Genomic DNA, 16,547 nt, shown 5'->3' with positions numbered 1-16,547 from the left:
AGTTCAATTAGAAGTAAAATTAAAATAAATTTAGGCTTTCTAAAGTGGCATTCTGTGATATAATAGGGCATATATTAAAAATGAGGGAAATTTTATGCTAATAAAAGAGATTATAGAAGCGACTAATGGGAAATTGTTGAGTGGTCATTTAGAAGATGATATTCATGGTTTTACGCAAGATACAAGAAAAATACAAGTTGGAGATATGTATATTCCATTAATTGGTGAAAAGGTAGATGGACATGATTATATTGAACAAGCCTTTCAAGCTGGTGCAAGTTCAGTGATTACATCACATACTATTAATTATCCTGATAAGAATGTGATTTTTGTAGAAGATACATTAAAAGCTTTAACAGACATGGCAACTTATTTAAGAGAACATCGCAATGTCAAGGTTGTTGGGATTACGGGTAGTGTTGGTAAGACAAGTACTAAGGATATGATTTATTCTGTTGTGTCTACAAAATATAAAACATTAAAAACTTTAGGAAATTATAATAATCACATTGGTTTACCATTAACAATATTAAGATATATAGATGAAGAAGTCATGATATTAGAAATGGGTATGAATCATTTAGGTGAAATTCATCATTTAACTCGTATTGCGAAACCTGATATTGCAGCTATTACAAATGTTGGGACAGCACATATTGGAGAATTGGGTTCAAGAGAAAATATTTTAAAAGCAAAGATGGAAATTGTTGATGCGTTATCAGAAAATGGTATTTTAGTGATTAATGGTGATAATGATATGCTTCATACAATTAAGGAACATAGTTATCAGTTATTGCGAGTAGGGCAAAATGAAGGTTGTGACTTAAAAGCTTATCATGTTGATTTAAAATTAGAAGAATCTTACTTTGATATAGATTATCAAGGACAGACATATCATGTGCATGTTCCTGTATCAGGTGAACATTTTGTATATAATGCATTGTTTGCGATTGGAATAGGCTTATCATTAGGAATTGATATGGAATTATGTATTCAAGGTGTTGAACATTTTGAATTAACGAAAAATAGAATGGATATTATTGAACTTAAGGATGGAATCAAGATTATTGATGGAACGTATAATGCGAATTTAGATTCAATGAAATCTAGTTTAGATGTTTTATCTCAATATACAAATAGAAAGATTGCTGTTTTAGCAGATATGCTAGAACTTGGTGAATATGAAAAAGCACTTCATGAAGAAGTGGGAGAATATATTGTAGAAAAAGGAATTGATGAACTTTTATGTGTTGGTTTGGCTAGTCAGTATATTGTCGATAAGGCACAAGAGTTAGGAATGGAAGCTTATCATTTTGAAGATAATCAAAGTCTTCAAAACTATTTAGATGAATTATTAGAAGAGAATGATGTTCTTTTAATTAAGGGATCAAATGGAATGCATCTTAAAGAAGTTGTTGAGTTTTTAAAGGAGAGAAAATAAATGAAGAAGTTGTTAATCATTTGTGGAGGACAGTCAACTGAACATATTATTTCAAGAATGTCTTGTACTTCAGTATTAAAAAATATTCATAAAGATAAATATGAATTAACAGTAGTTGGTATTGATCAAGGTGGAAACTGGTATCTTCTAGATCAAAGCCAAGAGGATTTTGCAAAAGAGACATGGTTAGAAAATTCAGAACCTATTCAAGATATTTATGGACTACTCAAACAACATGATGTTGTTTTTCCAGTTTTGCATGGAAAGTATGGTGAAGATGGAACAATACAGGGATTATTAGAACTTGCTCAAGTTCCTTATGTTGGATGTAAGACAATGGGATCAGCAGTTGCTATGGATAAAATCTATACAAAGAAGATTTTAGAAACTGTTGGCATTCCACAAGTCAAATCTTTATATGTAAAAAAAAGATATGATGGAACAATGGTCGCTGTAAACAACCAGTTTGATGAATCTACAGATATCATTAAAGCAGTCAAAGACACAATGGGATTCCCATGTTTTATGAAAGCCAGTCGTTCAGGTTCAAGTGTTGGCTGTTATAGAGTAGACAATGAAGAAGAGTTCTATGAAAGATTAAATGAAACAGCACAGTACGATAGTCATATTGTTATTGAAGAATGTATAGATTGCATTGAACTTGAAACAGCAGTTTTAGGGAATGATGATCCCGTAGTCTCTCGTGTAGGACAAATTATGCCTCATGGAGAATTTTATACTTTTGAATCTAAGTATGAAGATGAAGAGAGTAAAACTTGTATTCCAGCATTAGTTGATGAAAAGATTCAAGAAGAAATTAGAAACTATGCTCTTAAAGTCTTTAAAGCTATTGATGGACATGGACTTTCTCGTGTTGATTTCTTTTTAGACAAGAAAACAAATCGTGTTTATCTTAATGAAATTAACACAATGCCTGGATTTACAAAAATCTCAATGTATCCACAATTAATGGCTGACTATGGAATCCCTTATTGTGACCTTATAGATAAATTAATTGAATTAGCATTTGATAGATAAGATGTTGAAAAACATCTTTTTGTTTTCGTATAAAAAATGGTAAAATAAGAAAAAGGATGTGATAATATGAAGATAGCGATTATAGATGATGAACAAGAGTTCGCTTTAATCTTAAAAGAAAAACTTATAAAATTTTATCCATCAGCACAAATAGATATATTTGCTAGTGCATATCTAGAATTTTATCAAAATCAATATGATATTGTTTTTTTAGATGTGATGTTAGGATTAGATAAAAGTTTTGAATATGGAGAAAAAATATTAGAATTTTGTCCAGATACGGTCCTTGTGTATATCTCAAGTCTCAATGATTTTGTTTATGATAGTTACAAACAAGAAAGTTTCTTTTTTGTCAGAAAAGAAAAACTTCATGATGATTTAACTGCATTTTATAAGAAATACACAAAATCTATATCACATAGTTCTGCAACTATAACTATTTCATATGCTAATCAAAACATTGAACTGTTACAACATGATATTATTTATATAACATCAAATAAAAATAAAATAAATATTTATACACAAAAAAGTATATATTCAATTTATATGAGTCTAAAAAAAGTAATGGTTTTATTAGATGAAAAATATTTTTATAGATTGAATTCATTTACGATTATTAATTTTGATCATATACTGAACTTTGATAAAAAAAGAATATTGATGTCAAATGGAGATAAACTGAAATTTACACGAAATAGTGAAGTTCCTTTTGTTAATGCTTATTTAAGATATCGAGGTAATAAAATATGGAATGGATAATAATTAATGTATTTGAATCTATTTTATTAACATGGTTTCTTACTTCACTTGTGCATATCAAAAGAAAAAAAGGATTATATCGTTTTTTAATATGTATATTGAATTTAACAATCATTACATTATCTAATTACATCAATATGTATGATATCTTTCTTACATCATTTTTAATAATATGTAATGTTTCCCTTTCATATCTATTTGTAGAAGAGAGTTTAAATGAATTATTTTTTATATGTTGCTTCGAGAATGTATTTAATTCATTTACAATTATTTTATCTGTCATGATTAATTATATATTTCATTTAGAGATTGTTCATCCTTTAGGAAAGATTATATATTTTATATTGGCATTGTTATTGATAAAATATATGAAAAATAAAATATTCTTTTATAATCAAAATATATACTTAGTTATAGGAATTATTTTATTTGGACTACATTTTATTATGCAAAATTTATTACAGGTTTATCTTATATTAAAGGTAGAGATACCTGAATTAATTATTTTATTTGTCATGTTATTTTGTTGTGTGATAGGGTTATTGATCATTTTATCAAAGGTTGCTCAAATGAATAAAGATCAGCAGGAATATGAAAAACTTAAACAAGATATAAAAAATGAAAAAACATTACTTTATTTATATGAACAATTAAAAATAACAAAACATGATCTTAAACATGATTATCAATTATTACAATATTATTTAACTGAAAAAGATTATAGTAAAGTTCAAGAACTTATAAACTCTAAGAAAGATATTGTAGATAGTATGCCTACATTATTCTCTACTCGTAACAAATTGCTCAATACAGTAATTAATGGGAAAATATTAGAAGCTTATTCAAAAAATATAAAAGTAGAATCTGTCATTTCTATTCATGATATTAATTTCATTCACGATTATGACTTAAATACACTCTTGTCTAATGTGTTAGATAATGCAATTGAAAATAATAATGAAGGTTTAATTAGAATAAATATAGTGCAGGATAATATGTTATTGCATATTAAAGTAAGTAATACAGTTGATCCACAGAAATCATCTCCTGAATTGATTACTCAAAAAGATCATCGAAGTCATGGTTTTGGTTTAAAAAGTATAAATAGAATTGTAAAAAAATATCAAGGTGTAATGAACATCATACATAATCAAGAAGAGTTTGAAATTCAGATAACATTACTCATGCAGTAATGTTTTTTGACTAAAATATGTAAAACGTCCTCTATAGAAACCAAACGTCCTTTTCGTCTATCTTTTTCTTTAAAAATTATTATAATAAAACTAAAGGGAGGTGAGATATTGATACAAGATTTGGCTAATAAAATAACACAATATATGTTTAAAATGAAAGTATGTTATGATGAATTTGAAGTCCATCGTTATGGAATTGAAGTCATGATATCAACGACTATTGATGTTCTACTTATTTTAGGTATTGGATTTATAATGGGACATTTGGAAGATGCAATTATCTATTATCTTGCATTTTGGATTATAAGAAAGTTTAGTGGTGGATATCATTGTCAAACATACTTTCGTTGTATCAGTCTACATGTTTCATTATTTATCGTTTATCTTATAACATTTCAATATTATAGTCATTGGATGTTATATATTCAAATATTTGCAATACTTGTATTTATAATATTCAGTCCAGTAAGAAATAGAGAATTAGATAATAGTGAATATAGAAAATATAAAATTCTATCACTCATCATTATTATAGGATTTATAACATTCTCTTATATAAGTCATTATGCAAATATTCTTACATATGTTATTTTAATAGTCAGTATACTTATTATTGCTTGTATCAGAAACTATGAAAGTTAAACTATTAAGATTTATCTCACTGTTGTCTGTGTTTATGGCGGCAGGAGCGATTAGTGGAGCTTCAAGATCTGGTTCATACCAAGGAAAAGAACCCAAAGTTTTAAAGAAAATGAAGAAGATTTAGTTGTATGGTTATTTTAAGAATATCTAAATCTTTATATTTGTAAACAAGACACTACAGACATTCATATGTCAATATAATAAATTAAGAGTGTACTTAATACAAATACATAAAGATATAGATAAATATCACATGATTATTTTTCGATTTAAGTGAATAGGTATGTTTTACGTTAATATTATTGTAAGTAAGAGATAACGATTGTATTAAGAGTAAAAATCAGATTCAGTGATGATTGAAATAAGAGCAAAGTTAAAAGAGGAGAAAAACCAATGAAAAAAGAAGGTAAAGTGTTACTTTTAAAAGTATTATTAATTAGTGGCATGTTGTTTGGCTCATTGATTACAAATGCAGTGTTTGCAATGGAAAGTGTAGATTGGGGAAATGATTACCCTTTAATCTCAGCAAAACTACAATCATTGTTTGAAGGAAATGAAAATATTATTATTTATAATAACGATGATGAAGATATTACAAAGCAATTTTATTATGATAATTATACATACTATGAAAATAAGAATTTTAATCATATAATTGATAATTTTATTACTGAAGCTAATTGTATAATTGAAGAATTGCCCGTTATATCTCCATATTATATGACTAATGTATCAAAAGAAAGTTCATTATGTTATACAATTTTAAAAAGAGATGGTTATGCTACTTCATTTGAATTTGCTTACTATGCATGTGGCAGAGTATCTTATAATGATAATACAGGTAAATATACCTCAATAAGTCAACCTGCTATTAGGGTTTATGCATATCCTGCATTTTCAGATTGTGGGTATAAAGTGACAGCTGACTATGGGATTATTAATAACGGATATAATGCTTATTATAAAAATTTTGTAATTACTTTATGGGGTCAAGTCATTCACAATGGGGGAGCAGCAAAAATATATTATGACCCAATAAAACCTAATGTTAATTTGTATTTTTAATCAAACATCTTTAAATGTATTGGTTTTGGTTTTAAAATAATGTGATACTATTTTTGAGATTATGATTCATTCAATATCTTATAAGTCCATTCTAAGGACTTGAATTTATTACTTTCTTCAAAATAGTTACTAACTTAATAATAAATATGAAAGGAGAATAATAAATTTATATAAAGTTTATTAAATAGAAAGATGAAGAAAATTATTATATTAGTAGTTGGATTGTTTTTATCAGGGAATTTATTATTATCAAACATAGTTAAAGTAAATGCTTTATATGATCCTGAAGATTATAATATATCTTTACTAAATTATGGTATTGCTACCAAAAAAGTTAGAGTGGAAGGTAAATTTGATAAAGTAGGCAAAAATTTTTATATTGATGCAGAGATTGAGTATAAGTACAATGATATTAATGGTCATTGTGTGGGTGTTACAAACTTGACATATAAATACAATGGACCTACCAATAGTAAAGTCTATAGATCAAATGCAGAAATGTTGGATTCTGAAACTGTTAATGTTCAGTTTTTGGTTATATATGAAGATGGTGTTGATGATTGGTATGGAAGTAAGAATGTAAAAGTATAATGATTGATAATGGGATACAACATAAGACTAAAGGTGCGAAACATTCTTGTATGGTGTAGAACTGCGAAAAAGGTGGAGATAACTTCAAAACCTTACCTATAGTTAGGATAGAGATACATTTATTCTTAGTACATAAAAATATTGTTAAATAAGTTTAACGTTAGATTTCATAAGTAAGGGATATTCCAAATCAAAATAGATAATGTGGAGGGCTTTTAAACATGGATAATGGTTATAATTATCAGATATGGATTGCAATAGAAAAAATTTTATTAAATATCTTTTTAATTTTTATATTATGGAAAACTCATTCAATAGATTTAAAAAAGAAAAATATTCATTTAGTAATAGTAGTTTATTTTTTAGCAACGCTTATCCTTAACTCAACTTTAAGTCAGTTATGGTATCGTTTTTATTGTTTGTTGGATATTGGGTTAGCATTATATTTATCTAATACTAAGAAGAAAGCAGTGTTTTATGTCATTGTGTTTCAAATGATAGTGCAATTTATAAATTATATTTTTATATATTATAGGTTTATATACCCAATAAATAATATGATTTTCTATTTTTTGCCAATATTTTTAAGTGTTATGATATTCTATAGTTTATATTATTTCAAATGTATAAAATATAATGGACTGGGTATGAAATTTATTTTTAATATAGTTGCATATATAGTATGGATTATATTAACAAGGATTATTTATCAAATAGAAATTTATGATATAGGCATGATTAATTATGTTTATATTTCTATGATAGCATGGGTAGGTGTGAATTTTCTACTTTCATATTTGCAAACTTATATTACTAATAATAGTTAATGTGAGTTTTTTTGTTTATAGAATTATGGGTCAAAAAAAGTTTAAGGGAAGATATTGGGTTTAAAGTTTTTATATCTCATGATAGAAATGAGGGAATTATTAATAATAAAGTGGTTTTTATGGAAATACGAAATAATATATAAACAATTTTACAAAACTAAAAATTCACAAACAAAATATTGAAGGAGTATGCCTATGATAACATTAGATAATTTGCATTTGAAAATTCAAAACCAAGTATTGTTAGTTAATGAATCAATGCATATCTATGATGGGAATATTCATGTTATTATGGGGGAAAGTGGTTCGGGGAAAACGAGTTTACTACATGAAATTGCTCTTTTATCACATTATACAAATGCTCAATATAAGTGGGATAATATAAGAATTGATAAGTTAAAAGATCAGCAACGAGCAGAAATAAGAAGAACACGTATAGGTTTTATATTACAGGATTTAGAACTTATTAGTGAAAGTTTAACTTTAAAAGATAATATTGCATGTATGTTTGCATTAATTGGTCAAGAGTATAATAGTGCAGAGGTTAATCAATATTTTCATCAATTAAAATTAAATGTTTCATTAGATCAAATGCCTTTATCTTTATCTAGGGGTGAGAGACAAAGATTTGCATTATTATTAGCTTTGATTAAAGATGTAGATTTGATTATATGCGATGAGCCAACATCAGCTCTAGATCAAGAAAATGCAAAAGAACTTATGAATATTCTTCGTTATATATGCAAAGAGTATAATAAGATGGTTGTCATTGCAACACATGATTCATTTGTTGCTGAATATGCTGATGTTTTATATATCATTGATCATTCTTATTTGATTATGAAGAAAGATACTATGGATAAAACACAATCAGTTGTGATAAAAAAAGACCAAAAAATAAATAAATTATTTTATCATATTTATAAAAAGAGACATCACGATAAAATACATTATGGGTTAAATATCTTATATGTTATTGTTATTATTATATTATGTGTTGTTCCAATGATTTTAGATATGTTATTAAACCAACAAGAATCACTATATCAATCATTGAAAACTAATGAAATTATTGTTGTGAATACAAAGGAGGTATTGCCCCATACGACATATGGAGGTATTGCCCCATACGACATATAACGGTTCAAGTCAATTATTTACACATGATCAAATGAATATGTTAAAAGAAATAAAACACATTCAAAGTGTAGAATATTATTGGGAATTAGATGCCATAGTCAATATTCAAAATAAAACAATACAAGCTAAAATCTTACCTAAAATAGATATAGATACATGTGTTGTTTCTTCTCATATAATTAATAATATCGATGCAAATATAACAATTATGAGTGTACTAAAATTAAATAATCAAGAATATAGTTTTAATCAAACCATTAATCAATATAAGATTCAAGATGATCTTAATGCTGTTATCTATATGCCAACTTCTATGATCAAAGAAATGTTAGCAAAAGAAAATATTGAAACAAGTAGTGCATTTATTGTTTATTGTGATGATATTAAAAATATAGATTCAACAGTCAAAGAAATAAAAAATTGGTTTAGTTATGCAACGGTATCATCTCATGGAGATCATTATAGAGATGAGATAGAGAATATAAAAACACTTCAGCAATTTATATTAATATTAAAATTTGTATTAATTATAGGAACAGTTATAATCACTTATATTATTCAATCATTACAAAATAAATCAAGGGAAAATGAAATAGGTGTTTTAAGAATTAATGGAGTTGAAAAAAGACAATTGTATCATTTATATTATTATGAAAATAAAACACTTGTTTTTATAACAATGATACTAAGTATTTTGATGGCTTTATTCTTAAAATTATATTTTCATTTGGAATTTTCTTTTATAGTCATAGTGTTACTTTTTGTAAAAGTGGTTTTTTATATCGTAATAACTAGAATTATCCCAATAATTATTTCATTACAATATACTTTAAAGAAAGACATCACAACGATATTAAGAAATGTCAATTAAGAATAATCTTTATATTATTATACATGAAATTCATAAGAGTTTGGTAGAATCTAGATAAATAAAAAGTGTTTGTCTGATTTGAATGTACTAAGTTAGTATGGAATCTCCATTTTAATCAGGTATGTTATAGCTGTAGAATAACAAGAGATTAAGGGGAGAGACTATCATGAATATTGCTATTGTAGATGATCAAAAAAATTTTAGATAGTATTCAAACAATAATATCAGATATGAATCATCATTTTTATTCATTTACGAGTGTATTGGATATGGAAAAACAGAGATTCATTTTGACTTGATATTACTGGATATTGATATGCCTGATTATGATGGTGTCCATTATGCGCAACAACATTTGAATAAATATATTGCCTTTATAACAAATCAAAGACGGCGAATGAAGGAAGTTTTTGGCCGTAATGTTTATGGTTTTATTGAAAAGAATGATAATGAAAAAGGATATTATCAGGTGATAAATTAAGCCGTTCATTAGATATTGAATCAAAAGACAATCCAATTCAATTCAGATGGTGATATAGTTTGTTTAGTACAGAATCATATTGCATATCTTATGTATGTTGTTTGATTTTTTGCTTATATAGATATTTTGATAATAAGCCTTCTTTAATAAATTTGGTTATGACAATATTAGCTGGTAGTTTTATTTTAGTTTCTATTGATATATTGATAGGTTATCAAGCTAATGTCTTAAAAATGATAGTGATGATTTTGGTTAGTTTTATCATTGTTTGTATTTTAAATCATGAATATCAGTTCTATTATATGTTTTATGTAAGTATGTTTTATATTCTATATATAGTTCTTTTATCTTTTATGGAATATGCTAAAGGGTCTTTTCTACAATTTATTATGGTAGGTATTCTTCTTTATGTTTTGATGATTTGTATTTTTAAAGGTTTGGATTATTTTCATAATATTCCAAATTAAAGTAGAGTTAAGGAACATTATTTTTCTTATCTTTGATTAACTTGATTGCTTTGAGTATTTATGAAATCATGAGGTTGATTAAATACTTTGGGTTAGAGAATGATATTCAAAAAATACAAAACTTATTTAATAGAAATGCAGCAGAAATCAAGAATTATTCAGGAGATTATATAAATCAATATTTATCTGAAGATGAAAATAGACAACTGATTTATACAAGTCATAGTGAAGATGATGATTGTTTTGCGGACTGTATATTTGAAATAGACGATAAGAAGGTTATAAAAGTAATGTAAAAGTATATGACATTGTTTTTTCACAAATTGTTCATATCTTTTTGATAGAATGTCAAAAAGGGGATGTAAAAATGAAAAGTAAATTTTTATTAGTAACAGGTATAACATTGGGTGTTAGTCTTTTAACAGTTAATTTGGTGAATAATCAAAATCATAATAATATTGATTTCATAAATGTTAAAGCAACTGATACAAAACCAATAATTGAAGAAAGTCAAAAGGTATTTCAAAATAATGATAGTGATAAGAAAGAACTTATTAATCTGATGATTAATTCTATTAACTATTTTCAGAATGCTCAGGGAGAATTTGATTATTACTCTGCTAATGCAGATACTGATATGACAATTACTTTTGCGGTAGATATTTTAAATCATAAATCATATGAAAAAAATGTTTACAATCATTTAAAGACAAAAGATATTGTTTCTCCACAAGAAGAAAGTCTTTTTGATGGTGAAAATTATTCAGTTATGAGAAATGATGATTATATAAAAGCTATGTTAGCGACTGATAAAACATTTAAGGAATCTGATTATTTGCCATTTGTTACAAATAAAATAGAAATTCCTAGTCAATATCTTGAATCATCAAAATCTATTGAAACAATAGATGAGAGGTTGGATGAGGAACAGTCATATATAAGAAAAATGGATGTATCATTAATGGGGATTACAAAGACTGCATTATTACCAGAAGACTTTGCAATTGGATTTATGGGAACTGATTATACAAAATGGGATATTGTTTCTAATCAGGAATATCTGGGTAGACATTGTGTTGAGATATCTACACATTTCAATGATTATTATCAGAATAAGCATCATGGTAAAGAGATGAATTTATTGATTGATGGAGTACAGGTGTTTTGTTAAAAGCTTCTATCAAGAACAATGGCAAGGAAACTTTTAAGGTTCAAATGAATCAATTGTCTTTTAATGAAGTTATTGATAACCAGATATTTCATCAATTTGATGATAGAATAAAAGAATCATAAGTGTAATGCAATAAAGACAATAATAGGAGAATTCATTTTTGAATTCTCCTATTATTGAATATTAATGAATTATTAAGGATTGAATGAATGATTACTGATATAATAAAGATAAATGATAGGAGGATAAATGATGAAAAAAATCATATTGGGAATCACTTGCTTTGTTGTTTCTTTCTTTGGGTGTACAATCATAGCACATACTTTTCAGGTTAATACCTTTCCTGATAGATATAGTGAAATATTGGAAAGATATTTTGGAGATTATGATGATTATTATAAAGCTGGACATTCTATTGATAGTGGTGAAGGAAAGATACCAGCAGAGACACAAATACAATATGGAAACAATCATTCACAACAAGTGATAATACATAATGAAGAAAGCTTATTTACACAATTAGAAGAAATGTATACCTCAATTCAATATGATGAACTCAAGAAACGTATCGGAGATCAAAATATTGATTTGTATGTAAGAAATGCATATAATGCAATTCGTCCACAGGTTTTACCATTTGATTATACAAAAGATAATGATCGAATAGCTAAAGATTATACAAAATATTATAGTCCTTCATTTTGTATTCATAATGGTTATACTTTAGATAAGCTTTTTGAAAAACAGAGTGGACTTTATATGATATTTGTTTGTGATAATGAAGATATAGCAAAAGCATTGATTAATGAAGTGAAAAACGCGAATGCAATAATAATAATCACAAAGGAATCAGTAAATATTGAATATGATAAAGTGCCAGATCATCATTACTTGTTTTATTATAATGGAGAATTAATAGAAAATGGATATGAATTAATGGGACAAAATAGAGATTATCAAGATGATGATAATATGTGTGAACAAGGAACCGTTATTTACAATTATAATCAATATATTAAGAGTCAATTAAATAACAACTCATTTTAATTGATAAAAAGATAATGATATTGAGAATTGATAATCAAAGAATATTTTCTTGCTAAGAGAAAAAGTGATTAAAATATGCTGATTTTATGAAAAAACTAAAATTAACACTTACAATTTTACAAAACTAAAAATTCACAAACAAAATATTGAAAATAGTGTTGACTAAAAAATGGAAAAGGTATATCATATATGCAACAACCCTATAGTAAATACAAAGATAGGAAATAGTAGATAGTGTAAGATGCGTAGAGAGATTTCGGTTGGTGAAAGGAATCGTGATGACATTATTGAACTCATCCTTGAGTGGAGCACTGAAACAGTAGGAGTAAGCTGCTACGGAACTTGCGACCGTTATCACGCTAGAGTATGAACTTAGAATTAAGCGTACTTGATAAGGTTATTGCTGTGAGGCAATAATAAATATGAGGTGGAACCACGAAGTGAATAACTCTCGTCCTCTATTATGAATTTGTTTTCATAATGAGGAACGAGATTTTTTATTATAAGGGAATAGGAGGTAGGAATATGAACTATAAAAAGTATAAGAGATTTGAAACGATTAAATTGAAAGATCGTACTTGGCCAGACAATGAAATTGAAAAGGCTCCAACTTGGTGTTCAGTTGATTTACGTGATGGGAATCAGGCATTAATTACACCAATGAAAATTGAAGAAAAGGTGGAAATGTTTCAATTATTAGTGGATTTAGGTTTTAAAGAAATAGAAGTTGGTTTTCCTTCTTCATCACAAATTGAATATGATTTTTTAAGATTATTGATTGATGAACATTTGATTCCTGATGATGTCACTGTTCAAGTCTTGACTCAGGCAAGAGAACATTTAATTAGAAGAACATTTGAATCTTTAAAAGGATTAGATAAAGCGATTGTTCATATTTATAATTCAACATCAGTTCTGCAAAGAGATGTTGTCTTTGGTAAAAGCAAAGAAGAAATTAAAAAGATTGCTGTAGAAGGAACAAAATTAGTAAAAGAATTATCACAGGAATTTGAAGGGAAAGTCATTCTTGAATATTCACCAGAAAGTTTTACAGGGACTGAAGTTGATTATGCTTTAGATGTTTGTGAAGCAGTGATGGAGACATGGGGTGCTTCAAAAGACAATAAAGTGATTATTAATTTACCTTCAACAGTAGAAATGGATACACCAAATGTTTATGCTGATCAAATTGAGTGGATGTGTCGTAACTTTAAAGACAGAGAACGTGTGATTGTCAGTTTACACCCTCATAATGATAGAGGATGTGGTGTTGCCACAACAGAACTTGGTTTATTAGCTGGAGCTGATCGTGTTGAAGGAACTTTATTTGGTAATGGCGAAAGAACTGGAAATGTAGATATCATCACTTTAGCATTAAATATGTATACACATGGTATTGACCCTCAGTTGGAATTAAGTCATATGAATCATATCAAAGCCATTTATGAAAAAGATACAAAGATGGAAGTTCCACCTCGTCATCCTTATGCAGGACAACTTGTCTTTACAGCTTTCTCTGGCAGTCATCAAGATGCGATTAATAAAGGAATGTATGCTTATCATCAAAGAGGTGGAGATGTTTGGGAAGTTCCTTATTTACCAATTGATCCAGCTGATTTGAATAGACAATATGAACCCATTGTACGTATTAATTCACAATCAGGTAAAGGTGGTGTTGCCTTTGTGATGGATACAGTCTTTGGTTATCATTTACCAAAAGCATTACAGGCTGATTTTGCGAAAGCCATTCAAAATATTAGTGAAACTGAAGGTGAAGTTTCACCGGAAAGAATCTATGATACATTTAAGAAAGAATATATTGATAATGAAGAACCTTATAAATTTATAAGACAGAAATTAATTGATATTAGTGAAGATGATAGTGAATATGAAAGAAGAGCAGAAGTTACAATTGAAGATCATGGTGAAGTGAAAACTTTGATTGGTTATGGAAATGGACCAATCGATGCTGTGAAGAATGCTTTGAACTCTTCAGAAGATTTCTTATATACACATTTATTAGATTATAGTGAACATGCTTTAACATCTGGATCATCTGCCAAAGCAGCTGCTTATGTGCAGTTAAGACCAAAAGGAAGTTCAGTTTGTGAATTTGGTGTCGGTGTTCATCCAAACATTACAACTGCAACAATTAAGGCAATGATTTCAGCAATGAATCGTATTCATAAAATTCTAAAGAAAGAAGGATAAATTATGGAAGAACTCATTCTATCAATTCTTGTCCATAACAGTGCTGGTGTTTTAACCAGAGTCAGTGGTTTATTTGCAAGAAGAGGTTACAATATTGACAGCCTGACTGTTGGACCTACAAGTACAGAAGGTATTTCGAGAATGACAGTGGTTGCTCAAGGGGATCAGTTGATTCTTGAACAAATTGAGAAACAGTTAAGAAAGTTGGAAGATGTGATTGAAATCTTTGCATTACCAAGAAGTTCATCTGTTTATCGTGAGTTATTAATGGTTAAGGTTGAGGCAGATCAATCGACAAGAGCTGATATTGTTTCTATTGTAGATATCTTTAGAGCAAAGATTGTTGATGTATCGCCTGATTCAATGGTTGTTGAAGTGACAGGTGATCATAGTAAGATTGATGGCTTATTAGCCATGTTAGATGGTTTCAATATCGTTGAGATTGTACGTACTGGTTTAGCTGGTATTTCAAGAGGTCTCAGTGATTTTGATATAAAAAAATATGAAAAGGAATAAATAGGGGGTCAAAAAAATGGCAAAAATTTTCTATGAATCTGATTGTGATTTATCTTTATTAGATGGTAAAACAGTAGCAATCATTGGGTATGGTTCTCAAGGACATGCTCATGCATTAAACTTAAAAGAATCTGGAGTTAACGTTATTATTGGGTTATATGAAGGATCTAAATCTTGGGCAAGAGCAGAAGCTCAAGGATTTGAAGTCTATACTTCAGCAGAAGCTGCTAAAAAAGCAGATATCATCATGATCTTAATCAATGATGAATTACAAGCAAAATTATACAAAGAATCAATTGAACCAAACTTAGAAGAAGGAAACATGTTAATGTTTGCTCATGGTTTCAATATTCATTTTGGACAAATTGTTCCACCTAAGAATGTTGATGTCACTATGGTTGCTCCAAAAGGACCTGGACATACAGTCCGTAGTGAATATCAAGTAGGAAAAGGTGTGCCTTGTTTAGTTGCGGTAGAACAAGATGCAACAGGAAGAGCACAAGATATTGCATTAGCTTATTCATTAGGTATTGGTGGAGCAAGAGCTGGTGTACTAGAAACAACATTTAGAACAGAAACAGAAACTGATTTATTTGGTGAACAAGCTGTTTTATGTGGTGGAGTTTGTGCTTTAATGCAAGCTGGTTTTGAAACATTAGTAGAAGCTGGATATGATGAAAGAAATGCATATTTTGAATGTATCCATGAAATGAAATTAATTGTAGATTTAATTTACCAATCAGGATTTGAAGGTATGAGATATTCTATCTCTAATACAGCAGAATATGGTGATTATATTACAGGACCAAAGATTATTACAGAAGATACAAAGAAAGCTATGAAAAAGATTTTATCTGATATTCAAGATGGAACTTTTGCGAAAGATTTCTTATTAGATATGTCTGAGGCTGGTGGACAAGCGCACTTTAAAGCAATGCGTAAATTAGCAGCTGAACATATTTCTGAAAAGACAGGTAAAGAAGTAAGAAAATTATATAGCTGGTCTGATGAAGATAAATTAATTAATAACTAAAACACACACTTTGTGTGTGTTCAGTAAAGAGTCAAAGACTCTTTAGTGATG

At 27.8% G+C, this 16,547-nt stretch carries 19 protein-coding genes and 1 other annotated feature; all 19 genes read left to right on the top strand.

Annotated features, from left to right (window positions below; translation table 11 throughout):
* The first annotated feature begins 94 nt into the window (after nt 1-94).
* A complete protein-coding gene (locus BN350_RS06605) occupies nt 95-1,441 on the top strand; it encodes a UDP-N-acetylmuramoyl-tripeptide--D-alanyl-D-alanine ligase (protein WP_028042886.1) in 1,347 nt (448 codons plus the stop codon).
* The gene (locus BN350_RS06600; RefSeq protein ID WP_028042885.1) at nt 1,442-2,479 is read left to right on the top strand and encodes a D-alanine--D-alanine ligase family protein; all 1,038 of its coding nucleotides are present in this window, start codon (nt 1,442-1,444) and stop codon (nt 2,477-2,479) included.
* Nucleotides 2,480-2,545: 66 nt separating this feature from the next.
* Nucleotides 2,546-3,241: a LytR/AlgR family response regulator transcription factor gene (locus BN350_RS06595; protein WP_028042884.1), complete on the top strand. Its 696-nt coding sequence runs from the start codon at nt 2,546-2,548 to the stop codon at nt 3,239-3,241.
* Complete coding sequence (locus tag BN350_RS06590) at nt 3,229-4,434, top strand: sensor histidine kinase (RefSeq protein ID WP_028042883.1); 1,206 nt, start codon at nt 3,229-3,231, stop codon at nt 4,432-4,434. The genes BN350_RS06595 and BN350_RS06590 overlap by 13 nt, the downstream gene beginning before the upstream one ends.
* Before the next feature lie 108 nt (nt 4,435-4,542).
* Nucleotides 4,543-5,076: an accessory gene regulator ArgB-like protein gene (locus BN350_RS06585; protein ID WP_028042882.1), complete on the top strand. Its 534-nt coding sequence runs from the start codon at nt 4,543-4,545 to the stop codon at nt 5,074-5,076.
* Nucleotides 5,066-5,200, top strand: coding sequence for a cyclic lactone autoinducer peptide (locus BN350_RS21825; protein WP_081652861.1), 135 nt, complete (start codon nt 5,066-5,068; stop codon nt 5,198-5,200). Before BN350_RS06585 ends, BN350_RS21825 begins: the two co-directional genes overlap by 11 nt.
* A 269-nt stretch (nt 5,201-5,469) precedes the next feature.
* On the top strand, nt 5,470-6,141 hold the full coding sequence (locus tag BN350_RS06575; RefSeq protein ID WP_028042881.1) for a hypothetical protein: 672 nt from the start codon (nt 5,470-5,472) through the stop codon (nt 6,139-6,141).
* A 192-nt stretch (nt 6,142-6,333) separates the two neighbouring features.
* Nucleotides 6,334-6,732 (top strand): hypothetical protein, encoded by a 399-nt coding sequence (locus BN350_RS06570; RefSeq protein ID WP_028042880.1) that lies wholly within the window; start codon nt 6,334-6,336, stop codon nt 6,730-6,732.
* A 221-nt stretch (nt 6,733-6,953) separates the two neighbouring features.
* Nucleotides 6,954-7,559, top strand: coding sequence for a hypothetical protein (locus tag BN350_RS21280; RefSeq protein WP_028042879.1), 606 nt, complete (start codon nt 6,954-6,956; stop codon nt 7,557-7,559).
* 195 nt (nt 7,560-7,754) lie between these two features.
* Complete coding sequence (locus BN350_RS06560; protein ID WP_028042878.1) at nt 7,755-8,699, top strand: ABC transporter ATP-binding protein; 945 nt, start codon at nt 7,755-7,757, stop codon at nt 8,697-8,699.
* Nucleotides 8,680-9,570, top strand: coding sequence for an FtsX-like permease family protein (locus BN350_RS06555; RefSeq protein WP_187117106.1), 891 nt, complete (start codon nt 8,680-8,682; stop codon nt 9,568-9,570). Before BN350_RS06560 ends, BN350_RS06555 begins: the two co-directional genes overlap by 20 nt.
* Nucleotides 9,571-9,886: 316 nt before the next feature.
* Nucleotides 9,887-10,051, top strand: a complete 165-nt coding sequence (locus tag BN350_RS20570; protein ID WP_147573539.1) for a hypothetical protein — start codon at nt 9,887-9,889, stop codon at nt 10,049-10,051.
* Between the two features lie 59 nt (nt 10,052-10,110).
* Entirely contained in the window at nt 10,111-10,518 is a 408-nt protein-coding gene (locus BN350_RS06540) for a hypothetical protein (RefSeq protein ID WP_028042876.1), read from the top strand.
* Between the two features lie 74 nt (nt 10,519-10,592).
* The gene (locus tag BN350_RS06535; RefSeq protein WP_028042875.1) at nt 10,593-10,814 is read left to right on the top strand and encodes a hypothetical protein; all 222 of its coding nucleotides are present in this window, start codon (nt 10,593-10,595) and stop codon (nt 10,812-10,814) included.
* Nucleotides 10,815-10,885: 71 nt separating this feature from the next.
* Complete coding sequence (locus BN350_RS06530; protein ID WP_028042874.1) at nt 10,886-11,689, top strand: hypothetical protein; 804 nt, start codon at nt 10,886-10,888, stop codon at nt 11,687-11,689.
* 252 nt (nt 11,690-11,941) lie between these two features.
* Nucleotides 11,942-12,736 carry a hypothetical protein gene (locus BN350_RS06520; protein WP_028042873.1) on the top strand — a complete coding sequence of 265 codons (795 nt, stop codon included), beginning with the start codon at nt 11,942-11,944 and terminating at the stop codon, nt 12,734-12,736.
* 205 nt (nt 12,737-12,941) lie between these two features.
* Nucleotides 12,942-13,198 (top strand) — a binding site (T-box leader).
* Between the two features lie 63 nt (nt 13,199-13,261).
* Nucleotides 13,262-14,947 carry a 2-isopropylmalate synthase gene (gene leuA, locus BN350_RS06515; protein ID WP_028042872.1) on the top strand — a complete coding sequence of 562 codons (1,686 nt, stop codon included), beginning with the start codon at nt 13,262-13,264 and terminating at the stop codon, nt 14,945-14,947.
* A 3-nt stretch (nt 14,948-14,950) separates the two neighbouring features.
* Nucleotides 14,951-15,463, top strand: coding sequence for an acetolactate synthase small subunit (gene ilvN, locus BN350_RS06510; RefSeq protein ID WP_028042871.1), 513 nt, complete (start codon nt 14,951-14,953; stop codon nt 15,461-15,463).
* Between the two features lie 16 nt (nt 15,464-15,479).
* Entirely contained in the window at nt 15,480-16,496 is a 1,017-nt protein-coding gene (gene ilvC, locus BN350_RS06505) for a ketol-acid reductoisomerase (protein ID WP_028042870.1), read from the top strand.
* The last annotated feature ends 51 nt before the right edge of the window (nt 16,497-16,547 follow it).

This window comes from Candidatus Stoquefichus massiliensis AP9, from assembly GCF_000455285.1.
GTDB lineage: Bacteria > Bacillota_I > Bacilli_A > Erysipelotrichales > Coprobacillaceae > Stoquefichus > Stoquefichus massiliensis.
Note: the sequence above shows the minus strand (reverse complement) of the source record. Positions and strands in the feature narration are given on the sequence as shown.